General features: G+C 63.4%; 22 protein-coding genes. 14 read left to right on the forward strand and 8 right to left on the reverse strand.

What is annotated here, in order from left to right; all coding sequences use genetic code 11:
• Positions 1-23: 23 nt before the first annotated feature.
• Both CEY11_RS22515 and CEY11_RS22520 read right to left on the reverse strand, forming a co-directional pair.
• A complete protein-coding gene (locus CEY11_RS22515) occupies positions 24-1,256 on the reverse strand; it encodes a CaiB/BaiF CoA transferase family protein (RefSeq protein WP_088605712.1) in 1,233 nt (410 codons plus the stop codon).
• Between the two features lie 5 nt (positions 1,257-1,261).
• Positions 1,262-2,041: an enoyl-CoA hydratase/isomerase family protein gene (locus CEY11_RS22520; RefSeq protein ID WP_088605670.1), complete on the reverse strand. Its 780-nt coding sequence runs from the start codon at positions 2,039-2,041 to the stop codon at positions 1,262-1,264.
• A 90-nt stretch (positions 2,042-2,131) separates the two neighbouring features.
• Between CEY11_RS22520 and CEY11_RS22525 the strand changes: the two genes are divergently transcribed.
• On the forward strand, positions 2,132-3,052 hold the full coding sequence (locus CEY11_RS22525) for a LysR substrate-binding domain-containing protein (RefSeq protein WP_088605671.1): 921 nt from the start codon (positions 2,132-2,134) through the stop codon (positions 3,050-3,052).
• A 92-nt stretch (positions 3,053-3,144) separates the two neighbouring features.
• Here CEY11_RS22525 and CEY11_RS22530 read toward each other — a convergent pair whose 3' ends face one another.
• On the reverse strand, positions 3,145-4,050 hold the full coding sequence (locus tag CEY11_RS22530) for a LysR family transcriptional regulator (RefSeq protein ID WP_088605672.1): 906 nt from the start codon (positions 4,048-4,050) through the stop codon (positions 3,145-3,147).
• Positions 4,051-4,152: 102 nt separating this feature from the next.
• On the opposite strand from CEY11_RS22530, the gene CEY11_RS22535 reads away from it, so the two are divergent.
• Both CEY11_RS22535 and CEY11_RS22540 read left to right on the forward strand, forming a co-directional pair.
• Positions 4,153-5,496 (forward strand): arylsulfatase, encoded by a 1,344-nt coding sequence (locus CEY11_RS22535; protein ID WP_088605673.1) that lies wholly within the window; start codon positions 4,153-4,155, stop codon positions 5,494-5,496.
• Between the two features lie 23 nt (positions 5,497-5,519).
• Positions 5,520-6,497 carry a Bug family tripartite tricarboxylate transporter substrate binding protein gene (locus CEY11_RS22540; protein WP_088605674.1) on the forward strand — a complete coding sequence of 326 codons (978 nt, stop codon included), beginning with the start codon at positions 5,520-5,522 and terminating at the stop codon, positions 6,495-6,497.
• Positions 6,498-6,556: 59 nt separating this feature from the next.
• On the opposite strand, the gene kynA is transcribed toward CEY11_RS22540, so the two are convergent.
• The gene (kynA, locus tag CEY11_RS22545; protein WP_088605675.1) at positions 6,557-7,399 is read right to left on the reverse strand and encodes a tryptophan 2,3-dioxygenase; all 843 of its coding nucleotides are present in this window, start codon (positions 7,397-7,399) and stop codon (positions 6,557-6,559) included.
• A 165-nt stretch (positions 7,400-7,564) separates the two neighbouring features.
• On the opposite strand from kynA, the gene CEY11_RS22550 reads away from it, so the two are divergent.
• From CEY11_RS22550 to CEY11_RS22600, 11 genes are all read left to right on the forward strand, one after another.
• Entirely contained in the window at positions 7,565-8,044 is a 480-nt protein-coding gene (locus CEY11_RS22550) for an Lrp/AsnC family transcriptional regulator (RefSeq protein WP_088605713.1), read from the forward strand.
• A 245-nt stretch (positions 8,045-8,289) separates the two neighbouring features.
• Complete coding sequence (locus CEY11_RS22555; protein WP_088605676.1) at positions 8,290-9,237, forward strand: 2-hydroxyacid dehydrogenase; 948 nt, start codon at positions 8,290-8,292, stop codon at positions 9,235-9,237.
• 79 nt (positions 9,238-9,316) lie between these two features.
• Positions 9,317-10,261 (forward strand): LysR family transcriptional regulator, encoded by a 945-nt coding sequence (locus CEY11_RS22560; protein WP_088605677.1) that lies wholly within the window; start codon positions 9,317-9,319, stop codon positions 10,259-10,261.
• Positions 10,262-10,378: 117 nt separating this feature from the next.
• Positions 10,379-11,056, forward strand: a complete 678-nt coding sequence (locus CEY11_RS22565; protein WP_088605678.1) for a DUF2848 domain-containing protein — start codon at positions 10,379-10,381, stop codon at positions 11,054-11,056.
• A complete protein-coding gene (locus CEY11_RS22570; RefSeq protein WP_233155030.1) occupies positions 11,053-12,408 on the forward strand; it encodes an amidase in 1,356 nt (451 codons plus the stop codon). The genes CEY11_RS22565 and CEY11_RS22570 overlap by 4 nt, the downstream gene beginning before the upstream one ends.
• A 1-nt stretch (position 12,409) precedes the next feature.
• Complete coding sequence (locus tag CEY11_RS22575; protein WP_088605680.1) at positions 12,410-13,510, forward strand: Bug family tripartite tricarboxylate transporter substrate binding protein; 1,101 nt, start codon at positions 12,410-12,412, stop codon at positions 13,508-13,510.
• Between the two features lie 13 nt (positions 13,511-13,523).
• Positions 13,524-14,720, forward strand: coding sequence for a M24 family metallopeptidase (locus CEY11_RS22580; RefSeq protein WP_088605681.1), 1,197 nt, complete (start codon positions 13,524-13,526; stop codon positions 14,718-14,720).
• Between the two features lie 140 nt (positions 14,721-14,860).
• Positions 14,861-16,063 (forward strand): formate-dependent phosphoribosylglycinamide formyltransferase, encoded by a 1,203-nt coding sequence (purT, locus tag CEY11_RS22585; protein WP_088605682.1) that lies wholly within the window; start codon positions 14,861-14,863, stop codon positions 16,061-16,063.
• Positions 16,064-16,341: 278 nt separating this feature from the next.
• Positions 16,342-17,157, forward strand: coding sequence for a basic amino acid ABC transporter substrate-binding protein (locus tag CEY11_RS22590; protein ID WP_088605683.1), 816 nt, complete (start codon positions 16,342-16,344; stop codon positions 17,155-17,157).
• Between the two features lie 144 nt (positions 17,158-17,301).
• Positions 17,302-17,970: an amino acid ABC transporter permease gene (locus CEY11_RS22595; protein ID WP_088605684.1), complete on the forward strand. Its 669-nt coding sequence runs from the start codon at positions 17,302-17,304 to the stop codon at positions 17,968-17,970.
• Entirely contained in the window at positions 17,957-18,679 is a 723-nt protein-coding gene (locus CEY11_RS22600; protein WP_088605685.1) for an amino acid ABC transporter ATP-binding protein, read from the forward strand. The genes CEY11_RS22595 and CEY11_RS22600 overlap by 14 nt, the downstream gene beginning before the upstream one ends.
• An 86-nt stretch (positions 18,680-18,765) precedes the next feature.
• Here the strand turns inward: CEY11_RS22600 and CEY11_RS22605 are convergent, their stop codons facing one another.
• The 4 genes from CEY11_RS22605 to metC form a co-directional block, all read right to left on the reverse strand.
• Positions 18,766-19,764 (reverse strand): Bug family tripartite tricarboxylate transporter substrate binding protein, encoded by a 999-nt coding sequence (locus CEY11_RS22605; RefSeq protein ID WP_088605686.1) that lies wholly within the window; start codon positions 19,762-19,764, stop codon positions 18,766-18,768.
• A gap of 158 nt (positions 19,765-19,922) precedes the next feature.
• A complete protein-coding gene (locus CEY11_RS22610) occupies positions 19,923-20,702 on the reverse strand; it encodes an SDR family oxidoreductase (RefSeq protein ID WP_088605687.1) in 780 nt (259 codons plus the stop codon).
• Between the two features lie 17 nt (positions 20,703-20,719).
• Positions 20,720-21,655 (reverse strand): 4-hydroxy-tetrahydrodipicolinate synthase family protein, encoded by a 936-nt coding sequence (locus CEY11_RS22615; protein ID WP_088604524.1) that lies wholly within the window; start codon positions 21,653-21,655, stop codon positions 20,720-20,722.
• Between the two features lie 130 nt (positions 21,656-21,785).
• Positions 21,786-22,982, reverse strand: coding sequence for a cystathionine beta-lyase (gene metC / locus CEY11_RS22620; protein ID WP_088605688.1), 1,197 nt, complete (start codon positions 22,980-22,982; stop codon positions 21,786-21,788).
• Positions 22,983-23,046 lie beyond the last annotated feature (64 nt).

Here is a 23,046-nt window from a genome sequence, read left to right on the forward strand (position 1 = left end):
CCTCAGTGTAGGAATAATAAAGATCAGGCCGCTACTTCAGCGGCCGTGTGTACTATGCCGGCGGCGGCCATGCGCTCGATTTCCTGCTGGCTGTATCCCAGCTCGCACATGACTGCGGCGGTGTGTTGGCCATAGACGGGCGCGCCCCGGCGGGTCACGCCGCTGCCGCGCGAAAATTTGATCGGCAGGCCCAGCGCCTCGATCTCTCCGGCGACTGGGTGGTCGACACTGATCACCATGTCGCGCGCCCGGGTCTGCGGGTCGTCCAGCACCTGCTTCATGTTCCTTACCGGGCCGGCGGGAACGCCGGCACGCTCGAAGGCTGCGCTCCAGTCGTCGGTGGAGCGGGTGCGCAGCACCTGCGACATTTTTTCCACTAGCTCGGCCCGGTTGTTCATGCGCGCGCCATTGGTCGCGAAGCGCGGGTCGTCGATCATCCATTCCAGGCCGAGCACCTTGGCCGTCCCTGTCCAGGTGGCCTGGCTTATGGCGCCTATGTTCAGCCAGCCGTCGCGGGTAGGGAAGGCCTGGTACGGCGCCGCTACCGGGTGCGCGGATCCCATCGGGCCGGCGGATTCCCCGGTGGCAAGGGTCAGCGCCACGGGCCAGTATGTATGTACGAGTGAGGCTTCCAGCAAGGAGGTGTCCACGTACTGGCCTTCGCCGGTGCGCAGCCGCTCGATGTAGGCCGCGAGAATGCCGGTTGCCGCCAGGATGCCCGCGCTCACGTCGCCGATTGGAACGCCGATTTTTACGGGAGGCCGGCCCGGCCCTTCGCCCGTCAGGCCCATTAGTCCGGACATGCCTTGGGATATCAGGTCATAGCCGGCGCGTTGGGCATAAGGCCCAGTCAGCCCGAAGCCCGTGATCTTGCAATACACCAGGCCCGGATTGGTCTCTCGCAGCTTCGAGTATGGCAAGCCCAGCTTTTCCATGGTGCCGGGCCGGTAATTTTCCAGAACCACGTCGGCCTGGTCGATCATGCGGCGTACTAGATCGAGGCCTGCGGTGCTTTTCAAGTCGACGGCGATCCCGCGTTTGTTGCGATTGAGGATCATGAAGGAAGCGGATTCGCCTTCGATCGAAGGCGGCGTCGTGCGGCGCGTATCGTCGCCGCCCGGCAGCCGCTCGACCTTGACGACATCGGCGCCCATATCGGCAAGCAGCAGCCCACCGACGGGGCCGGCCATCACGTGGGCGATTTCAACTACACGCAGGCCGGCGAGCGGGCCCTTGCGTTTCGGATCTCTTTGCATGTGCATCACTTTCCTTGGAATGACGGAGTGCGTTTTTCGAGGAACGCGTGCCAGCCTTCGGCGAAGTCCTCGGTGTCGAAGCAGTCATAGCCCTCGGCCAGTTCGGCGTCGGACAAGGGGGTCGCATCCAGAAGGCGGCGAACGAATTTCTTGTGCCAGCGCGCCGCAAGAGGAGCGCCGGAAACGATGCGCTGAACCGTGCGTTCAAGCTCGCTCTCGAACTCGGCGCGAGGCACTGCGCGGCTGATCACACCTTTGGCCAGCGCTTCCGCGGCTCCGATTAGGCGGCCTTCGAGCAGGAGTTCCAGGGCAACCTGGGGGCCGGCGACGCGAACCAGGCCTTCCAGCTCCGGGTAGGCCAGCACGCCGCCAAGGCGTGCGATCGGTACCCCGAATTTCGCATCGTCGCTTGCCAGCCGGATGTCGCAGCCGATCGCCAACTCCAGCCCTCCGCCGACGCACATTCCGCGAATGGCGGCAACCGTGGGCTTGCGGCTGCTCTGAATGGCATGCATGGCCCGGTGGCCGTGGCGCCCAAAGGCGATGGCCTGCGCCTTGGTCGAGCGCAGCCGGGAAAACTCGGAGATGTCGGCGCCGCTGCCAAAGGCCTCGGCGCCTTCACCGCGCAGCACGACGCAGCGCACGTCGTCCTCTTGTTCCAGAGCCAGCAGCGCATCGCCCATGGCCGTCCACATGGCCTGATCCATGGCATTGCGCTTGGCGGGGTTGTCGATCACGACAGTTGCCACACAGCCAGTGCGTTCGACTCTGATCTTGCCGCTCATGTATTTGCCTCCTGGTGATGAAGCCGCAGTCTAGAGGCCTGTGGGTATGCTGTAAAATACAGTTTGCGGCTAGAGGTATATCTCTACGATATGGATCTGCGACAACTTCATTATTTCGTGCGCATCGTTGAAGCCGGCAGCGTCTCACGCGCCTCGCGCTCGCTGCATGTGGCGCAGCCGGCGCTTTCCAAGCGGCTGGCCCAGTTGGAAGAAGAATTGGGCGTCAAGCTGCTTGCCCGCAGCGTACGCGGTATGACACCCACGGAAGCGGGTCTTGCCGTCTTCCGGCATGCGCAGGCTATTTTGAAACAGGTCGAGGCAACGCAAGCGGTGGCGGCCCAGGCCGAAGGAGGTGTGAGCGGCCCCGTAGCCATTGGCTTGCCCTGGACGATCACATCTGTTCTGGGGCTTGCGCTCTTGCAAGCCGTCCGCGAGCAATATCCCGACGTGCGGCTGGAGATCATGGAAGGGCCCAGCTCGGTACTGGCCCAGATGCTGGGCCAGGGCAAGCTCGACATCGCGGTGGTTTTCGCCGATGGCGGCCAGGCGGGGCTGCGGCTCAAGCCTAAAGTGCGCGAACCGCTGAAGATCGTCGGGGCGCGGGGGGTGTTGTCGGGCAGGCGTTCTCTGACGTTGGCTGCCGCCGCGCAATTGCCCTTGCTGCTCTTGAGCCGCCCCAATGGCATCCGCGAAACCATTGAGCGCGTCTGGAATGAACACGGGCTGGTGCCGAATATGGTGGCGGAAGTGAATGCGCCCGCGCTGCTGATCAATGCGGTGCAGGCCGGCCTGGGCTGCGCGATTTTGCCGGCCTGCTCGCTCGACGAACGAATGCGCAGCGGCTCCATAGACACGGCAGCCCTGCGTGACGTGAAGCCGACCCGCACGGCGAGCATTGGAACGTCCATGCTCTTTCCGGTTTCTGCCGCGACGGAATGCGTGCGGGCGCTGGTGGAAGAGCTGATGGAGCGATGTGTGCGTGAAGGGCGCTGGGAAGCCGAGCTGCTTTGAATAACGCCGTAGCGCCAGCCGTGGCCAAGGCAAATCGGATCGACTGTGACGCGTGTGTGCCCGCACCCTGGCGGAGGCTGGAGAATGGAGTCCTAGGGGTGCTCCGCGCGGGTTCGCAGCGCGTCCCTGAATTCGTGCATCAGCGGCGACCAGATCGCCTCGTGGCGCGTCAGCAGCGAAAGCTGCAGCGGCAGCTCGGCCTTCTGGCCCAGGCTCAGCGCTGCGATGCCGGCAAATCGCGAGCGGCGTATATAAGATTCCGACACGATGGTCAGCATATCGGTGTCCCGCACCAGTTCCAGCCCGGCCGTGGAAGAGAAATCCACCTCTAGTGCCGCCTGTGGCGGGCGCAGGTTGGCATGGGTGAACAAGGCGTCGAGCTTTCTGCGCGCCATCGAGTCGTGGTGGGGCAGTATCCACAATTGGTCGCACAGATCGGCCAGGCCCAGCCGGCGGCGGTAGCGCAGTGGATGCTGTTCCCGGGCAACGATGCGCAATTGGTCGTGGCGCAAGGGGATCTGGGCCAGCGCCGGGTCGGGGTTGACATAGGTCGGAGCCACTGCCAGGTCGATGGCGCCCTCGGCCAGCGCAGTCAACAGGCGGTCGGACAATTCAACCGAGAGGTGCACCCGCAGGGCGGGACGGCGCGGCAGCAACTGGGCCAGGGTGGGCAGCACGAATTGCGTCATGGTGGCCCCGGTGGCGCCGACCCGCAGCAGTCCCGTGCGGCCGGCGCCCAGCTCGGCGGCATGCCGCATGGCGTCGGCATAGTCCGCTTGCAGCTTGCGCGCATGCTCCAGAAATACCTGGCCGGTGGCGCTGAGCGCCATGCGGCGCGTACTGCGGTCGAACAACACCAGCCCCGATTCCTCCTCCACCCTGCGGATGGCCTTGGACAAGGTGGGCTGCGTCACGCCCAGGGCCGCGGCGGCCCGCCCCACACCGCGATGGTCGATCACAGCCAGGAAGTATTCCAGATCCTTGAATGAGAGATTCATAATATAAATTCATGGGATGGGGTGGATATGGGAATGTTATACCTTGGATCCGGAACCTAGAATGGCCTGTCGCGCGGCGATCGCGCACTGTCCGGATAGCCCATGCAAGAAGCCAAGACCCCGAATATCGTTCTGATCGTTGCCGACAATCTGGGTTGGGGCGAGCTGGGCTGTTACGGTGGCGGCGCCTTGCGCGGCGCCGCCACCCCGAATATCGACAAGCTGGCCGGCGAGGGCCTGCTGCTGCACAACTTCAATGTGGAAAGCGATTGCGTGCCCACGCGTTCCGCGCTGATGAGCGGGCGGCACCCAATACGCACCGGCTGTCTGCAATCGGTGCCGCCTGGCCTGCCGCAGGGGCTCAAGCGCAGCGAGATAACGCTGGCGCAGCTGCTGTCGGCGCGGGGCTATGCCACGGCGCACTTCGGCAAGTGGCATTTGGGCGACATTCCGGGGCGCTATCCCAGCGATCGCGGCTTCGACCAATGGTACGGCATACCCCGCACCACCGACGAGAGCCAGTTCACTTCCACCCTGGGCTACGACCCGTCGGTGGCCGACATTCCTTACATCATGCGCGGCGTCAAGGGCAGCCCCTCAGAGAAGGTCAAGGTCTACGACCTGGACACGCGCCGCACCATAGACGAAGAGCTGGTCGGGCATTCCCTGGCCTTCATGCGCGACCGCCACGAAGCAGGCCAGCCGTTCTTCCTATACCTGCCCCTGACGCACCTGCATTTCCCCACGCTGCCGCACAAGGACTTTGCCGGCCGCACCGGGGCGGGCGACTTCGCCGATTCGATGGCGGAAATGGATCACCGCGTCGGCCAGATCTGCGCGGCCATCGACCAGCTGGGCGTGCGCCAGGACACGCTGCTGATTTTCTGCAGCGACAACGGCCCCGAATTCCGGGCGCCGTACCGCGGCACGGCGGGGCCCTGGCGCGGCACCTACCATACGGCCATGGAGGGCAGCCTGCGCGTGCCTTTCATCATGCGCTGGCCGGGCCGGGTGCCCGCGGGCCGCAACAGCAACGAGGTCGTGCACGTCACCGATTTGTACGCGACGCTGGCCGCCGTGGCCGGCGCCGAGTTGCCGCAGGACAGGCCGATAGACGGCGTCGACCAGCTGGCGTTTTTCACCGGGCAGCAGGAAAAATCGGCGCGCGAGGGCTTTCTGTTCTACATCAAGAACGAGCTGCGCGCGGTCAAGTGGCGCGACTGGAAGCTGCATTTCTATTGGGAGCCCGAGGTCAACGAGGGCAAGGGCAAGCTGGAATCCCCATACCTGTTCAACCTGACCCGCGATCCGAAAGAGGAAACCGATGTGCTGGTTTTCAACACCTGGGTGCTGGGGCCGATACTGAAGATGGTGCAGGCATTCAACGCCAGCTGCGCGCGCCATCCGAACACGCCGCCCGGAGAACCCGACATGGACGCGGCTTGAGAAACCAAGAGGCGGAGGAAAAAATGAATATTTCGAATTGGAGCGGCCTGTGGCGCGGCATTGTGCTGGCCGTGGGGCTATGCCTGGCTTGTACCGCCAGGGCCGACGGCGCGCAGAGCCTGGATTGGCCTGCCAGTCAGATAAATTGGGTGGTGGGCTTTGCCCCCGGTGGCACCGCCGACATACTCACCCGTATCGCTGCGCGCCAGCTGGGGCAGCGCACCGGCCTGTCGGTCGTGGTGGAAAACCGCCCCGGCGCTTCCGGAGTCATTGCCCTGAACTACGTGGCGCGCGGGCCCGCCGGCACGTTGATAACCGTGCCCGGCCCGATCCTGTTCGGCAAGCCCGAGCCGGAGGTCGGCAAGCAGCTATTGTCCGTCGGCCTGATGGCCCAGGGGCCGATGGTAATTGTCGCCGGTGCGCGCAAGGCGCTGCCGACGCTGCAGGCGGTTCTCGACGATGCACGCCGTCATCCCGAGCGCTGGAGCTTTGCTTCTTCGGGCACGGGCACCAGCCAGCATCTGGCCGGAGAACTGCTGAACCTGATGGCGCACGTGCATATACAGCATGTGCCCTATAAAGGGGGCAGCCAGGCGCTGAACGACGTGATCGGCGGCCAGATCCCGCTGGCCATATTGGGCTCGGCCCCGCTGCTGCCGCACATCCGTTCGGGCGCGCTCAAGGCATATGCCGTCACCACCAGCTACCGCGTGAGCAGCCTGCCCGATGTGCCCACCATGGAGCAGCTCGGCTTCAAGAGCTATGACGCGTCCCAGTGGTTCGGCGTCGCAGTTTCGAAGGGAACCCCCGAGGCGTCGATCCACAAGCTCAACGCCATCTTGCAGGACATATTCCGCGGCCCCGAATTCCGCAAGGCCGTGGATGCCGCCGGCATGCTGCCCGGTTCGGGTTCGGCCCAGGACTTCCTGCAGTTCTACCGCAAGGACACGGCGAAATGGCAGGACGTCGTGACCAAGGCGCATATCGTCCTGGGGAATTAGGATAAGGTAAGGCCGCCTCTGGGGCTTCGCGTTGCGGGGCTCCGGGGGCGGGCTGCTTTTCACAGCACGGTGCGCAGCCGCCATAGCTCGGGAAACAGCACCACATCCAGCATCTTGCGCAGGTACGAAACCCCGTCGGTGCCGCCGGTGCCGCGCTTGAAGCCTATGATGCGCTCGACCGTGGTCACGTGGCGGAAGCGCCATTGCCGGAATGAGTCTTCGATGTCGACGAGTTTTTCTCCAAGCTCGTAGAGTTCCCAATGGCCGCTGGGGTCGCGATATACCTCGAGCCAAGCCGCTTCGACCGAGGCATCGTATTCGGTGCGTTCGGTTACGGGGCGCGCCAGCCGGGCCGGGTCTATGTGCAGCCCGCGGCGCGCCAGCAGGCGGATGGCGCCTTCGTACAACGAGGGGGTTTCCAGCGCACGCTGAACCTCGGCCAGGCGCGCCGGATTATGGGCATGCGGGCGCAGCAGGGCGGCGTTCTTGTTGCCCAGTATGAATTCGATTTCCCGATATTGAAAGGACTGGAAGCCCGAGGAATGGCCCAAGTAGGGGCGCATGGCCGTATATTCGGGCGGGGTCATGGTGGCCAGTACCGTCCAGGCCTGTACCAGTTGATCCATGATGCGCGAGACCCGGGTCAGCATCTTGAATGTGGGGCCGAGCTGTTCGGCGTCGATGTGGGCGCGTGCGGCGCGCAGCTCGTGCAGCATGAGCTTCATCCAGAGTTCGGTGGTCTGGTGCTGGATGATGAACAGCATTTCATTGTGTTCGGGCGACAGAGGGTGCTGGGCGTCCAGCAGCTGATCCAGCGCCAGATAGTCGCCGTAGCTCATATCCTTGGAAAAATCCATGCTGGCGTCGTGCCATCCGGCGCCTTCTTGCGGGCCTGGGGTCATGTCGGGTCTCCTTGTTCGGGGAAAAGGGCGGCGTGTCGCGCCGCCCGGAATCAGGAATATGGTATAGAAGAAGACGGTGCATGAGCATGCAAAATGATGCCGCGCGCAAGCCTTGGGCTCAATAAAATGCCTATCCAGGCGCATCGCGCGCAAGAAAAGTCGAAAATGGAACTGGACGCGATCAATCTACGCATTCTGGCCTGCCTGCAAGAGAACGGCCGCATCAGCAACCAGGATCTGGCCGACAAGGTGGCGCTGTCGCCTTCTGCCTGCCTGCGCCGCCTCAAGGCCCTGGAGGCCAGCGGCATCATCCTGGGCTATCAGGCGCGCCTGGACACCGAAAGACTGGGCGTCGAGATCGAGGCTTTCGTACAGGTCTCGATGCGCGAGGACGAGGACGGCTGGCATGACCGCTTCGTGGCCGAGGTCGGCCAATGGCCCGAAGTCTGCGCCATCTACGTGGTCACCGGCGAAAGCAATTACATACTGCGCGTGCAGGCGGCCAGCCTGAAGAACTATACGGATTTCATCGTCAACAGGCTGCACCGCACCCGCGGCGTCAAAGACATACGCTCGAATATGATTTTGCAGAAGCTCAAGGAAGTTCCCAGCGGGCTGCTGGGGCGGCGCCCGGCACGCCGCTGAGCTCCGGCCGTCCGGCGCGTTGCCCTCTCGCTGCCTTTCGCGCTGTCCGCGCGTCTACAAGGGAGCCGGCTTCTTCTGTACCGCCCGGGAATGAAAAAAACGTTATTCTGCATCCATGGCAAAGGCCGTCTCGCGCTTGCATCGGCGGCGCGAGCAGCCATGGCCGCAACCGACACCTTTCAATATTGAACAATGCGAGGCCGGTGCGCGCGAGCGCATGCCGGCTCCACGGCGACGGGGGAACGATGTCCAGAATACGGATACTGCAGGTGTGCCGCATCGATCGGCATGTCGACGAGCAATTGGATCAGGCATATGAAGTACTGCGCCTATGGGAGCAGGGTGATAAGCCGGGCTATATCGAGCAACATGGCAAGGCTGTGCGCGGCATGGTCACCACGGCGCGCGACGGCGTGGACGTCGCCTGGCTGGAGGGCCTGCCCGACCTGCAAGTGGTCAGCAGCCTGGGCGTGGGCTATGACACCATCGATGTGCCGGCGCTGCATGCCCGCAATATCCAGTTCGGCAACACCCCCGACGTGCTCAACGACTGTGTCGCCGATATGGCCCTGGCCCTGCTGCTGGCAAGCTCGCGCAAGCTGCTGCCTGCCGACCGTTTTGTGCGCGATGGTTCCTGGGGGCGCAGGCAGTCGTTCCCGCTGGCCGGCAGCGTCGCCGGCAAGAACCTGGGCATCGTCGGCCTGGGTAAGATCGGCCAGGCGGTGGCGCGCCGCGCCGAGGGCTTCGGCATGCAGATCCGCTATCACAATCGCAGCCGCAACGACCAGGTTGCTTATGGCTATGAGCCCACCCTGGTCGGGCTGGCCGAGTGGGCCGATTTCCTGGTGCTGACCTGCCCGGGCGGCGCCGCCACGCATCACATGGTCTCGCGCGATATTCTTGAAGCCCTGGGCGGTGATGGCACGCTGGTGAATGTATCCCGCGGCTCGGTGGTGGACGAGAGGGCGCTGCTCGACGCCTTGTCGCATGGCAAGCTGGGCGCCGCAGCGCTCGACGTGTTCGAGGACGAGCCCAATGCGCCGGCCGAACTGTTCGCCATGGACAATGTGGTGCTGTGCCCGCACGTGGGCAGCGCCACGGTTGAAACCCGCCGGAAAATGGGCCAGCTCGTGCTCGACAACCTGGGTCATTTCTTCAAGCACGGCCGCGTGCTGACTCCGGTGGACGGCTGATGCGTCTGCGGCGGATGCTGGCGGGTGCACACTCGTGCGGGCATGGCTCCGCTGCTGTAATTGACGGCTTTGTAGGCTCATGAACATCCGTTTTCTGGAGACATTCATCTGGCTGGCCAGGTTGCAGAATTTCCGCCTGACCGCGGAGCGTCTGCACACCACGCAGGCGGCCGTGTCCAGCCGCATCGCGGCCCTGGAGGACGGCTTCGATGTCCGGTTGTTCGAGCGCAATTCCCGTTCCGCGACACTGACCCCGGCCGGGCGCAGGATGCTGGCTTATGCCGAGCGCATCGTGCGCCTGAACGCCGAAATGCGCCGCGACGTGGCCGGCACGGGGGCCGACGGCGGGCTGGTGCGCCTGGGCGTGATCGAATCCATCGTCCATAGCTGGTTCCCGGTTTTCATGGCGCGTCTACGCGAGTGCTATCCGGGAATCGATATCGAGGTTACTAGCGACACTACGCTGCACCTGGCCCGCTTGCTGCAAACCGACGATGTCGACGTGATCCTGCAGGCCAGCCGAGTTCCCGGTCGGGAATTCGTCAACCTGAATCTGGGAGAGTTTCTGCTGCGATGGGTGGCCAGCCCTTCTTTGCGGTTGGCGGGCGCGCCACTCGACCTGGCCCACCTGGTGCAGTTTCCCGTCGTCAGCTTCGCCCGTAATTCGGGGCCGCATGCCAACTTGGAGCAGCTGTTTGCCTGTACCGTCGATCGTCCCGCGCGCATCAACTGCATCACCTCGATCGCCGCGATGATCAGGCTGGTTGCGGACGGCTTCGGCGTTGCCGCGCTTCCTGTGGCGACGATACAGCGCGAATTGCGTGAAGGCTCACTGGAATTGTTGGACGTGCGTGCCGACTTGCCCGCCTTGCCCCTAGTTGCCACCTATCGTGTCCAGAGCCATCCTCTGGCCGCGCACATCGCCGAGATCGCCAGTCATGCCATATCGGGTTTCGGATCCTTGCCGGAGCATAGCGTTGGCAAATTGAATCCCGACCTCCGCAGGGGGCCCCGGCACCGCTGATTTGCGGGCACCCGCGCTCATAACAAAAACTGTTCGCTGCTTGCAATATTTTTTGTTGGACTGTGATTTGGTGCGTTTGACATACTGTGGCCAATTCGTGTTGAAAGGCCATATTCGATGCCCACATTGCATTTTCAAGTAGCCGGTGCGGGTGCACTAGCATTTACCGTCCAGCATCTGGTAATCGCCGGCTGGACCGGCCGCGACGCGCAAGCCGTCGAGCATCATGTTCGCGAGCTGCAGGAGATCGGCGTGAAGCCGCCGCCCACGGTGCCATGTTTTTATGTGCTTGCGCCGTCGCTGCTGACCACTTCGGATGTGCTCGAGGTACCACGCGAGGATTCGTCCGGCGAGGTCGAGTTCGTGTTGTTGCAGGCCGCCGGGAGCCTGTATGTCGGGGTAGGCTCGGATCACACCGACCGCAAGGTTGAGGCCTATGACGTGACCGTTTCCAAGCAGATGTGTTCCAAGCCGATAGGCAGTGAAGTGTGGCACTTCGATGAAGTGGCCGGGCATTGGGACTCTCTGCGCATGCGTTGCTGGCGCACGCGTGGCGGACGGCGTGAGCTGTATCAGGAAGGTTCGGTCGACCGGTTGCTGGATCCGCGCGAACTTGTGCGCCGCTATACGGCTGCGGACAGCATGGAACCGGGTACGGCGATGTTTTGCGGCACCCAGGCTGTAATCGGCGAGCTTGGCGCCGGCACGGCATTCGAGGTGGAATTGTACGACCCGGTACACCGGCGCTCGCTGCGGCATGCGTACAGTGTGCGTGGATTGGTGGCGGCAGAATGAGCATGCCCTCCGTCGAGGCCAGGCCCACCATCGCGCAGCTGGCCGCCGATCTGGCTGCCGGCCGCAAGACCAGCATGGAGCTGACCGAAGAGGCGCTGACCCGCATCGCCAAGCATGTCGGGCATGGCGGTGTGGCGTTCGTGGCCGTCGATGAACCGGGTGCCATGGCGGCCGCGCGTGCGGCCGACCAGGCCCGGGCTGCGGGGTATGTGGGGTCGCTCTTGGCAGGGTTGCCGGTATCGGTCAAGGATCTCTTCGATGTGCGAGGCCAGGTCACCCGCGCCGGCTCCCGGGCGCTCGATGGTAGCGCCCCCGCCGCCTGCGATGCGCCAGCCGTGGCCCGGCTGCGCGCCGCGGGCGCGGTGATAGTGGGCCGTACCAACATGAGCGAATTCGCCTTTTCGGGCTTGGGCCTGAATCCGCATTACGGCACGCCATGCATTCCGCACGATCCAGAGCGTATTGCCGGAGGCTCCACCTCCGGCGGCGCGGTCAGCGTGGCCGGGGGAATGGCGGTTAGCGCGCTGGGCACCGACACAGGCGGCTCGATTCGCATCCCCGCGGCGTTCTGCGGCCTGAGCGGCTTCAAGCCGACAGCCGGCCGCGTGCCTCTGGGCGGCACGGTGCCCTTGTCGGCTACGCTGGACTCGGCGGGCTCCATAGCCCACTCGATCGCATGCTGTGCCGCCATGGATGCCGTGCTCAGCGGCCAGACACTGGATACCCGACCGGCCGAATTAGCCGGCTTGAGGCTGTATGTGACACGCGATTTTGTTTCCGACGGCCTGGATTCCACAGTGGCCCTGGCGTTCGAGGCCGCGCTGGAGCGGCTCGTGCGATCGGGCGCGCGCGTCGTATGGTTCGATTTTCCAGAATTGTGCCGCTTGCCGGAGATCAACGGCAGGGGTGGCCTGACCGCAGCCGAGGCCTGGGCCTGGCATCGCGGATTGTTGGCCGAAAGAGGCGCGGATTACGATCCACGCGTGGCCATGCGTATACGGCGCGGCGAGCAAATGAGTGCCTGCGAGTATCTGGAAGTGCTGGCGGCCCGGCGGGACATGCAGGCATGCGCGGCGTGGCGGCTGCGTGAGGCCGACGCGTGGTTGATGCCGTCGGTGGCCATATGTCCGCCGCGCTTGGACGCTCTGGAGAGTGATGAAGCATTCTTTGCCGTCAACGCACAGGCCTTGCGCAACAGCAGCGTCATCAACTTCCTGGACGGTTGCGCGGCAACGCTGCCGCTGGGAAATGGCGTCGGCTTGAGCGTATGCGGGCTGCATGGGCAGGACGCCCGAGTGCTTCAAGTGGCGGGTGCCATAGAAGGCATCGGATATCAATACGGGAGAAACTGATATGAGCAAGTTGAATCTATATCGATCTACGACGTCCGATTCGTGCGTTCCGTCCCCGATCGCGAGCAGTGGCGCCGCGGTGCCTGGCGGCAATGGCGCAGTCTCCATGGCGCATGACCAGGGACGGCGCCGGCTGCTGCGTTTTCCACTGATGTGCGCCGCGCTGGCGGCGGCCGTGGCGGCCAGCACGGCATGGGCTGCCGACTATCCAGCGCGCCCGCTCAGGCTGGTCGTTCCTTATGCGCCCGGCGCGGGCACGGACACCGTCGCCCGACTAGTGGCTACCAAACTGGCTCGCAAGCTGGGGCAGACCATCATCGTGGAGAACAAGGCGGGAGCGTCGGGCAATATCGGCACAGCCGATGTCGCCAGGGCCGCACCCGACGGGTATACCCTGGGGGTGGCCACGCCGGGGCCGGTCTCGGTCGGCGCCAGCCTTTACAAACATCTACCCTACGATCCGCTGAAAGATCTCCAGCCCGTCATCCTGCTGAACGAAAGCCCGGTCGTCATGCTGGTCAATCCGAAGGTGCCGGCCGCTTCCATTTCCGCCTTCATGAAATGGGCGAAGACTAAAAGCGGCGGAATCAACTCCGCCATTGCCGCCACCGGGTCAGTGAACCACTTGGCCACTGAATTGTTCAAATTGGAGGCCGGGGTCGATTTGTACGACGTTCCGTACAAGGGCGGCGCGCAGGCCCTGATGGACACGATAGCGGGGCAGGACGATGTATTGTTTATCGGGCTGTCCTCGGTCGTGGGCGCGATTTCGGCCAAGCAGCTTGTTCCCATATTCGTGGCCGACAAAAAGCGCAATCCGCTGTTGCCGAACGTGCCGACCAGCGCGGAGGTGGGTTTTCCCGGCGTCGTTGCCAGTGCGTGGAACGGTATTGTCGTGCCGCGGGGTACGCCGCCGGCGATCGTCGAGAAGTTGAATCATGCGCTCCAATGGGTATTGCAGCAGCCCGATGTGCGGCAATCCATGAGCGGGCAGGGCATCACTCCCATGGGGGGAAGCGCCTCCGAGTTTCAAACCTTCCTCGAGGCGGATGCCGCCAAATGGAAGAAAGTCATCGCCGATGCGAAAATCCAGCAAATGTAAAAGGGCATAGAACATGAATGACAAGGACGTCGAGATTTTCAAGCAGAGAATCCGCGAATGTGAACGCTGGATGAAGGAACAGGGCATGGTTTCCCTGTTGGTATTCGCCCACGGCAGCAATCTCGGGCCAGCCACTAAAAGTCACGGCTACATGCGCTACTTGTGCGGCTGGGACGGCCACCAGAACGACACTGCCTTGATTATCCGCCCGGGTAATGAGCCCGTGCTGGTCGTCACCAACATATTCGCCCTGTATTTCTCACAGTCTTATTTCTGGATAAAGAACGTGCGCTTCGTCAAGGCAGCGGCCCTGGGAAGCGAGCTCGCCGCCATGTGCGGGCAGCGGGAAGAGAATCGCTGCAGGCTGGGCACGCTAGGCTTGGGAGAAATGCCTGTGAATTCCTGGCTCGCCCTGCAGGAAGGGATACGGGGCTGCGAGATGATTGACGCCGCTCCGCATTTCGATGAGTTGAGGCTAGTCAAAGATGCCCATCAGATGCGGCGCCATCAGCAGGCGGCGGCTTTATGCGACCACCTCTTCGAGACGCTGGCGGCGGAAATCAAGCGGCCCCGCCCCGCCTACCAGTTGCAGGCCGAATTGGAGCATCGCGCCCGTTATGCCGGTGCCGAATTTTGCATGACCTGGCTCACCGTCGGCCCGCAGGCCGACTATTGCCGTTTTTTCAAGGAGGAGTGCGAACGGACGCCGCAGCGCGGCGATCAAGTGCTGTTGGGCATATACCTGATGCTCGACGGGTATTGGGGGCACGCCATACGCACTGGCACCATGGGACAGCCGTCGGCGTCGCAGCAGCGAGTCTTCGATACTGCCCAGCGTATGTGGCAAGGCATGCTCGACGCATTGAAAGCTGGGCAGAACCTGACGCATGTCCATGATGCGGCGGAGGCCGCATTGGCCGCCGATTTTCCCGAAGACCAGGAACGCGTATTTCGGTTCCGCCATGGGCACGGCCTGGGCCATTCCTACGAGGATCCCGTCAGCAGCCTGGCTTTTCCCCAGCACTACGATCTCGATCGTAGCGCCCGCCCGAACGTCGCCGGACGCGCAGGCATGCTATTCGAAATTCATCCGAATTTGTTCGTGCCGGGCGTGGGGGGAGCCGCCATCGGCGACATGGTGGCGCTGGAGGAGCAAGGCTACAGCATACTCACCTCTTATCCGCGCCACCACCTGGATTGGGCCGCGTAGGGCTTTGGCCGCTTGCGTATCCATGCGCCACTTCCGTGTTCCCGGGGGGAGGCCTGGGCCGATCCGCCCTGATTGCTGGCTGACCGGAGGGCTCGGCATTTACAATGCCGGTTCCTGCCCACTTCCATGCGATTCCACCCATGACCACGATCGGCTCTCCACTGTTTCCTAATGCCACCCGGGTAATGCTGCTCGGCTCCGGCGAGCTGGGCAAGGAAGTGATTATTGCCTTGCAGCGCCTGGGCGTCGAAACCATAGCGGTCGACCGCTACGAAAACTCGCCGGGCCAGCAGGTCGCGCATCATGCGCGTACCATCACCATGAGCGACCCGGCCCAGCTGAAGGCGCTGATCGAGGCCGAGCGGCCCGATATCGTGGTGCCCGAGATCGAGGCCATTGCCACGCAGGCACTAGTGGAGCTGGAAGCCGCAGGGGTGGCGCGCGTCATTCCCACGGCCCGCGCGGCGCGCCTGACCATGGATCGCGAAGGCATACGGCGCCTCGCTTCCGAGACCTTGGGCCTGCCCACCAGTCCTTATGCTTTCTGCGATTCGCTGCAAGCCATGCAGGACGCCATCGATGCGGGCATAGGCTACCCCTGCGTGGTCAAACCGGTAATGAGCAGTTCCGGCAAAGGCCAGAGCAAGGTCGACGGCCCCGGGCAGGTGCGCGAGGCCTGGGACTACGCCATGGCCGGCGGCCGTGTCAGCCACGGCCGCGTCATCGTCGAGGGCTTCATCGACTTCGATTATGAAATCACGCTGCTTACCGTGCGTGCCCGCGGCGCGGACGGTGAAATCCAGACCCACTTCTGCGACCCCATCGGCCATCTGCAGTCCGCCGGCGACTATATCGAAAGCTGGCAGCCTCATCCCATGAGCTCTGTGGCGCTGCAAGAGGCGCGCCGCATCGCCAAGGCCGTCACCGACGACCTGGGCGGGCAGGGCGTGTTCGGCGTCGAGCTGTTCGTGAAACACGACAAGGTGTGGTTCAGCGAAGTGAGCCCGCGCCCGCATGATACCGGCCTGGTGACCATGGCCTCGCAATGGCAGAGCGAATTCGAACTGCACGCGCGCGCCATACTCGGGCTGCCGGTCAGCACTGCCTTGCGCAGCCCCGGCGCCAGCGCCGTTATCTATGGCGGCGTCGATGCGCAGGGCATCGCCTACGACAGCGTGGCCGAAGCGCTAAGCGTGCCGCAGACCGACTTGCGCTTGTTCGGCAAGCCCGAAAGCTATGTGCACCGGCGCATGGGCGTGGCGGTAGCTTATGGTGACACTGTGGCCGACGCGCGCCAGCGCGCCAAGGCCGCCGCAGCTTGCGTCAAGCCGCGGCGCGCATAACGCCGGCGGCAAAGCCCCGGCAGCAAGGCCGGGCGGCGCCGCCGTATGGCGCTTTAATGTGCCCTAGCTTTCTACAAGCTGAACGATATCGGCCCTGGCAGCGCTGCGCGGGCCGATATACGCCGCGGCGCCGGGGCTCGGCTTGACTTACCGCGCTTGCCGCTCTCATACTTGCCCTCACGCACTCGCGATCTGGGTGCCGTGGCTGATTTGTCGCGCAGCCGCATCGGCACCAGGATCGATGTAGTCCTTAGTCTCAGTCCTGATGGAGATCTACCTTGAAAAAATCAATCACTTCTCTGATGGCTCCTGTGATGGCCGGCTTGCTGTTCTCGGCCTGCGCATTCACCGCCACCGCCGCCTCCAGCGGCAAAGCCACCATCCTGGTCGGCGCGGACACCACCTTCCCGCCGTTCGAAACGGAAGTCAACGGCAAGGTCACGGGCTTCGACATCGACATGATCCGGGCCATCGCCAAGGCCGAAAACCTGCAGGTCAGCTTGAAAACCATGCCTTTCAACGGGATCATCCCCAGCCTGCAGGCGGGCTCCATCGACGCCGCGGTGGCCGGCATCACCATCAAGAAAAGCCGCATGCAGAACGTCGACTTCAGCAATGCCTACTACAAATCGGGCCTGTCCGTGCTGGTCAAGGCAGATTCCAAGATCAAGAGCTTCGCCGACCTGAAGGGCCATGTCGTGGCCACCAAGAAGGCTACGTCCTCGGTCGACTACATGACCGACCACGGCATCGACCAGCGCTACATCAAGCAGTTCCAGGACATCGACGTGGCCTACCAGGCACTCATGACGGGCGGCGCCGATGCGGTGGTGTTCGACAACCCGGTCAATGTCAACTTCAAGACCTCTCACGACAAGAGCGTGAAGATCGTCGGCGACCTGCTGACGGGCGAATACTATGGCATCGCCGTCTCCAAGAAAAAGCCTGAACTCGTCAAGGAGCTCAACGATGGCCTGGCCAAGATCAAGAAGAGCGGCGAGTATCATCAATTGTTCGTGAAGTACTTTGGCGGCGATACCCGCGGCGCGGTCAAGGGCGTCGAGTCGCCCAGCAGCGTAGCAGTGTCGGACTAAGCAGTGCCGTGTCCTGTTGTGTGATTCCATGGGATTGAACATGCGAATCAGCCGAACAAGAAACTAGCCGTCCGGCCGGCGGCCGGATCCGCCGAACCGGCCCCGCCGCCACGGCAGCGGGGCCGACCAGACTGAACAAGGCTTATGAATACAATCTGGCACAACCTACCCGTCATTCTTGATGGCCTGCGCCTCACGATCCAGTATTCGATCGTGGCCATCGTCCTCATGGTCATCATCGGCCTGATCGCCGCGCTCATGCGCTTGTCCAAGTCCGCAGTTTTGCGCTGGATCGCGTCGGCCTACGTCGAGATCTTCCGTTCCACGCCCTTGCTGGTGCAGCTGTTTTTCATCGTGCTGGGGCTGCCCGCCATCCTGCCCATGAACCAATGGTTCGGGCAGCTGACTTATCCGATTCTGGCGGCCGCGGTAACCCTGGGCCTGAACGAAGGCGCCTATGTCACCGAAATCATCCGCGCCGGCATCCTGGGCGTGGATCGCGGCCAGAAGGAAGCCGCCGCCAGCATCGCCATGACCGGCTTCCAGACCATGCGCTACATCGTGCTGCCGCAGGCGTTCAAGCGCATGATCCCGCCGCTGGTGAACCAGGCGGCTCAAACCATCAAAGACACCTCGCTGCTGGCACCGGTGGGCATCGTCGAGATGGTCTACAAGGGCGAGGTCGTGATCTCGGCCACCTTCGCCTCGTTCTCGATCTGGGGGCTGATCGCCGTCCTGTACTTCATCATCATCTTCGCGGTATCGAAGTGCGCGTCCTACCTCGAGAGGAGGCTTCAAGTTGATAAACGTTAAAGATCTGCACAAGTCCTTCGACCACCACGAGATCCTCAAGGGGATCACGAATCACGTGGAAGAGAAGGAAGTTGTCGTGGTCATCGGCCCCTCGGGCAGCGGCAAGAGCACGTTTCTGCGCTGCCTCAACGGCCTCGAAGTCGCCAGCAGCGGTGAAATCGAGGTGGCCGGCATGAGCCTTACCGACCCCAAGACCAATATCCACCAACTGCGCCAGCACGTGGGCATGGTGTTCCAGCAGTTCAATCTGTTCAAGCACCTGACCATACTCGAGAACATCACCATAGGCCCGCGCAAGGTCAAGAAGATGTCGCTCGAAGACAGCAACCGCAAGGCCCGTGAATTGCTTGCCAAGGTCGGCCTGTCGGGCAAGGAAGACAGCTATCCCGACCAGCTGTCCGGCGGCCAGCAGCAGCGCGTGGCCATTGCACGGGCGCTGGCCATGGGCCCCGAGGTCATGCTGTTCGACGAACCCACCTCGGCGCTGGATCCCGAAATGGTGGGCGAGGTACTGCAGGTCATGAAGGCGCTGGCGGTCGAAGGCATGACGATGGTGGTGGTCACGCACGAAATGGGTTTCGCGCGCGAGGTCGGAGACCGGGTCATATTCATGGACGACGGCTACATCGTGGAAGAGGGCAGCCCGCAAGACATATTCACCAATCCGCAGATGGATCGCACCAAGAACTTTCTGGCCAAAGTCCTGTAGCGATCCCGGCAACAGTCAGGGCCTGTGCACACCAAAAGGGAAGCCCTTTGGGGTGTGGACAGGCCCTGATGCATTGGCGCCCTACGTCAGCCCGCGGTGATGTGGGCCGCTTCGATGATTTGCTTGTAGCGGGCCGTTTCGGAATCGATGTAGGCGGTGAAGTCCGGTGAATTCTTATAGGCCGACTCGAAGCCCATCGCCTTCAGCCGCTGCTGCATGGCGGGCGTATCCATGATGTGGGCCGCGGCGGTCTCGAGCTGCTTCAGAATGGGGGCGGGCAGTGCGGCCGGGGCCCACAGGCCATACCAGGAATAGAATTCGAAGTCTTTCATGCCGGCTTCGCGCATGGTGGGCACGTCGGGCAGCAGCGGGCTGCGTTCGGCGCCGGTTACCGCCAGCGCGCGCAGCTTGCCGCTTTGCACCTGCGGCAGCGACGACAGCATGGGATCCATGATGGCCGAGACTTGTCCGCCAACCATGTCCTGCAGCGCCGGCCCGGCTCCCTTGTAGAGCACGATGGGTACCTTGGAAATATGGGCTTCGTGCAGGAATTGCGCCGCGGCCAGATGGCCTGCAGAGCCGAAGCCGCTGGTGGCGAAGCTGAATTTGTCCGGATCGGCCTTGAGCTGGTCGACGAATTGCGCAACCGTGTGGGCCTGCACCTTGGGGTTGACGCTGAAGATCAGCGCGCCCTTGGCCAGCATGCTGACCGCGGTGAAATCCTTGACCGCGTCGAAGCTGATGGTCTTCTTGTACAGCAGCGGGTTGATGGAGTGGATGGAGGCGTTGATGTAGAGTGTGTAGCCGTCCGGCTTGGAGCGCGCCACATGGGCTGCGCCGATCATGCCCGACGCGCCGGGGCGGTTCTCTACCACTACGGATGTATGCAGCTCGTTCTTGAGTTTGTCGGCGAATATGCGCGCAACCCCGTCCACGGATCCGCCGGGCGGCTGCGGGACGACGATGGTGATCGTGCGCGACGGATAGTCGGACTGGGCCAGGGCGGGCGCGGCCAGTACGGTGGCGGCCACGCCGGCCGCGCCTAGCGCGGCGTTCAAGAAGCTGCGTCGGGTCAGGTGTTTCATGGATTTCCTCATATAAAAAATAAAAACGTCCCCATGGCTTGTGTTGCGCACAAGCCTAGTTATTGGCTGCTGCTCGGGTGAAGATGGCTGCGGGCCGCGCGCGGACGCTTACGGGCCCGCAGCCGTGCGCCCCTTTGGAGGCGCGGCGTGGAAGGGCCTTAGAACGTGCCCGGGTACCCTCCGCCGTCTATCAACAGGTTTTGGCCCGTTATATAACCCGCGTGCGCCGAGCAAACGAAAGCGCATAGCGCGCCCAGTTCTTGCGGCTGCCCATAGCGGCCCGCGGGGTTGCCCCTGCCGCGCTCGTCCCAGAGCTGCTCGAAGGTCTTGCCGGTGCCCTCGAGCATGCCCTGGATGTGGCGGCGCTGTGCGTCGGTGTCGAACACCCCAGGCAGCAGGTTGTTGACGGTGACGTTGTGCCGCACGGTCTGCCGTGCCAGGCCGGCGACAAAGCCTACCAGCCCGGAGCGCGCGCCATTGGACAGGCCCATTTCGAGCTGCGGGGTTTTAACGCTGCGCGACACGATATTGACGATGCGCCCGAACTTGCGCTCGATCATGCCGTCGACCGTGCGGCGCATCATTTCGATGGGGCCTATCATCATCGAGTCCAGCGCCTGGTGCCAGTCGTCCCGCGTCCATTTGCGAAAATCGCCAGGCGCCGGGCCGTCGGCGTTGTTCACCAGAATGTCCGGGGCGGGGCAGGCTTGCAGTGCCGAGTCGCGCCCCGCCTCGGTGGTGATGTCGGCTACGGTCACCCGCACCGGATTGCCCGTTTGCTCGCCGATTTCGGCTGCCGCTTGTTGCAGCGTGGCCAGCGTGCGTGCCGCGATGGTTACGTGCACGCCTTCCCGGGATAGCTGGAGCGCGCAGGCGCGCCCCATGCCGCGGCTGCCGCCGAAGATCAATGCGTGTTTGCCTTGGATACCGAGATCCATGAATCAGTCTCCTGAGATTAGGCGGCTTTCAGTTCGCGCGAGCTCCAGCCGTACTTCTTGTCCAGCCCCAGTTCGCGCACCGCGCGCAGGCCCTGCTGCAGCGCTTCTTCGGGCAGCGCCTTCAGGGGCTTGCGCAGCTCGCCCGCAGGCAGCCCCACCGCCTTGAGCAGCGACTTGATCGCCACCGGATTGATGGCCGAATACGAGAAATGCAGCATCGGCAGCATCTGCAGATAGGTTTCGCGGAAACTGACCGACACCTCCGGCGTGGCCCAGGGCCGCGAGATCGTGGCCATCTCGGCCGGCGCGATGTTGCCGGTCATGTTGGCCGTACCGTGCCCGCCCAGGCTCATCGTCGGCACCACCAGCCCCAGGTTGGGCGAATCGCAGCACATCACCGCCACGTCGGGGCGCGCGTGCAGCACCTGCGCCACCTGCCCCACGCGCGTGGTCGATTCCTTGTGCACTACGTAGTTCGGGTGCTTGAAGATGCGCAGCAGATTGCTCCAGTGCAGGTCGGTCTTGACCCGCGGTGGATTGTTGTAGATGCCCAGCGGCAGGTCGGTCGCATCGGCCACTTCCAGGAAGTAGTCTTCGATGTCGGCTTCCGAGCCGCAGATGTACGCCGGTGCGGCCAGGATCGCCCCGTCGGCGCCGTTGGCGCGCGCAAAACGCAGGTAATCTATGGTGGTCTCGGTATTATTGCCGGTGCAGCCATAGAAGAACTTCATCTTGCCGCTTTTCATCTTGGCCGTCTCGGCGATGATCTGCTGGCGCTCTTGCTGCGACAGCATCGACACTTCGCCGGTCGAGCCCATGATGAGCACGGCCGCGGTGCCGTGATCTTCCTGGAATTTCAGCAGGGTGCGGAAACCTTCGAAATCCACCGTCCCGTTGCGGTTGAAAGGGGTAATGAGAGCCACGAAGGATCCTTCGATCTTCATCTTAGCCATTGCGATTTCTCCGATAATGAATAAATATTTGTAGCAAACAACCCGGCGGAGGCGTTGGGGCCTGTTGGCACTAAACCCAATTCTGCCAGATCTGGCTTGGCAGCGTGGTTTCGATACGCAGTTTTAGACCCTAGGCCACCAGCAGCTGCGCTTGCGTCCGTTCCAGCACTGTGAGCCCTTGCTCCAGATCCGCGACCAGGTCGGCGGGATCCTCCAGGCCGATATGCAGGCGCAGCGCCTGGCCCGTGTAGGGCCACTGGGTCGCGCTGCGGTCGCCGGACGGGTCGAAGGGGATGATCAGGCTTTCGTAGCCGCCCCACGAAAAACCGATGCCGAACAGCTGCAGGCTGTCGATGAAGGCTTCCACGGCTGCCGCCGGCGCAGGCTTCAGCACTATGGCGAACAGTCCGCAGGCTCCCAGGAAGTCGCGCTTCCACAACTCGTGCCCGGGGTGGCTGGGCAGAGCCGGGTGCAATACTTTTTCGACCTCGGGGCGGCTCTCCAGCCATGTCGCGATTTCCACCGCCGATTTCCAGTGCTGCTGCAGCCGCACGTTCATGGTGCGCAGGCCGCGCAGCGCAAGATACGTGTCGTCGGGGCCCGCGGTCTGGCCCATGTCCTGGGTGGTGCGCTTGATGAGCGGCCACATTTCTTCCGTGCAAGTGACGATGCCGAGCATGGCGTCGGAGTGGCCAACAATGTACTTGGTGGCAGCCTGGATGGACACGTCGACGCCGTGTTCAAAAGGCTTGAAGAACAGCGGGGTGCCCCAGGTGTTGTCCATGAGCACTTTGGCGCCGTGGCGGTGCGCGGCGGCGGCGATGGCGGGAATGTCCTGCACCTCGAAGGTCTCGGATCCGGGCGACTCTACGTAGACGACACGCGTATTGGGCTGGATGCTGGCCTCGATGCCGGCGCCGACGGCGGGGTCGTAGATCGTGAATTCCACGCCGTAGCGGCCCAGCACCCGGGTCAGGAAGTCTCGGGTAGGCGTGTAGGCGCTGTCGGTAAGCAGGACATGGTCGCCGGCCGACAGCAGGGACGTAAGCGCCGTCGCGCAGGCGGCCAGGCCCGAGGGGTAGACCTGCGAACGGAACCCGCCTTCCAGTTCGGCGATGGCTTCTTGCAGCGCGTGGTGGGTGGGGGTGCCATAGCGGCCATAAGTGCTGACACCGGGCTCGTTGGCGGCGCGCCGCTTGATCTTGTCTTTCAATTCCGCCATCGAGCCGTGCAAGATGGTCGAACCGCGAAAGACGGGCGTGTTTACCATTCCGGCGTAACGCTCCGGATGCCTGCCGGCCGTAACTAATTGCGTGTGCTCTTTCATGCTGCCTGCTGTCCTTTTCGATGATGCCCGCCGACGCGGCAAACGGGTCGGCAAGGGCGTTATG

Origin of the sequence: Candidimonas nitroreducens, from assembly GCF_002209565.1 — a bacterium.
In the GTDB taxonomy this organism is placed as follows: domain Bacteria; phylum Pseudomonadota; class Gammaproteobacteria; order Burkholderiales; family Burkholderiaceae_B; genus Candidimonas; species Candidimonas nitroreducens.

Bases quoted from the DNA above. Each gene is read 5' to 3' on its own strand.
- CEY11_RS22515 (WP_088605712.1), bottom strand. From the start codon at position 1,256: ATGCAAAGAGATCCGAAACGCAAGGGCCCGCTCGCCGGCCTGCGTGTA.
- CEY11_RS22520 (WP_088605670.1), bottom strand. From the start codon at position 2,041: ATGAGCGGCAAGATCAGAGTCGAACGCACTGGCTGTGTGGCAACTGTC.
- CEY11_RS22525 (WP_088605671.1), top strand. From the start codon at position 2,132: ATGGATCTGCGACAACTTCATTATTTCGTGCGCATCGTTGAAGCCGGC.
- CEY11_RS22530 (WP_088605672.1), bottom strand. From the start codon at position 4,050: ATGAATCTCTCATTCAAGGATCTGGAATACTTCCTGGCTGTGATCGAC.
- CEY11_RS22535 (WP_088605673.1), top strand. From the start codon at position 4,153: ATGCAAGAAGCCAAGACCCCGAATATCGTTCTGATCGTTGCCGACAAT.
- CEY11_RS22540 (WP_088605674.1), top strand. From the start codon at position 5,520: ATGAATATTTCGAATTGGAGCGGCCTGTGGCGCGGCATTGTGCTGGCC.
- kynA (WP_088605675.1), bottom strand. From the start codon at position 7,399: ATGACCCCAGGCCCGCAAGAAGGCGCCGGATGGCACGACGCCAGCATG.
- CEY11_RS22550 (WP_088605713.1), top strand. From the start codon at position 7,565: ATGGAACTGGACGCGATCAATCTACGCATTCTGGCCTGCCTGCAAGAG.
- CEY11_RS22555 (WP_088605676.1), top strand. From the start codon at position 8,290: ATGTCCAGAATACGGATACTGCAGGTGTGCCGCATCGATCGGCATGTC.
- CEY11_RS22560 (WP_088605677.1), top strand. From the start codon at position 9,317: ATGAACATCCGTTTTCTGGAGACATTCATCTGGCTGGCCAGGTTGCAG.
- CEY11_RS22565 (WP_088605678.1), top strand. From the start codon at position 10,379: ATGCCCACATTGCATTTTCAAGTAGCCGGTGCGGGTGCACTAGCATTT.
- CEY11_RS22570 (WP_233155030.1), top strand. From the start codon at position 11,053: ATGAGCATGCCCTCCGTCGAGGCCAGGCCCACCATCGCGCAGCTGGCC.
- CEY11_RS22575 (WP_088605680.1), top strand. From the start codon at position 12,410: ATGAGCAAGTTGAATCTATATCGATCTACGACGTCCGATTCGTGCGTT.
- CEY11_RS22580 (WP_088605681.1), top strand. From the start codon at position 13,524: ATGAATGACAAGGACGTCGAGATTTTCAAGCAGAGAATCCGCGAATGT.
- purT (WP_088605682.1), top strand. From the start codon at position 14,861: ATGACCACGATCGGCTCTCCACTGTTTCCTAATGCCACCCGGGTAATG.
- CEY11_RS22595 (WP_088605684.1), top strand. From the start codon at position 17,302: ATGAATACAATCTGGCACAACCTACCCGTCATTCTTGATGGCCTGCGC.
- CEY11_RS22605 (WP_088605686.1), bottom strand. From the start codon at position 19,764: ATGAAACACCTGACCCGACGCAGCTTCTTGAACGCCGCGCTAGGCGCG.
- CEY11_RS22610 (WP_088605687.1), bottom strand. From the start codon at position 20,702: ATGGATCTCGGTATCCAAGGCAAACACGCATTGATCTTCGGCGGCAGC.
- CEY11_RS22615 (WP_088604524.1), bottom strand. From the start codon at position 21,655: ATGGCTAAGATGAAGATCGAAGGATCCTTCGTGGCTCTCATTACCCCT.
- metC (WP_088605688.1), bottom strand. From the start codon at position 22,982: ATGAAAGAGCACACGCAATTAGTTACGGCCGGCAGGCATCCGGAGCGT.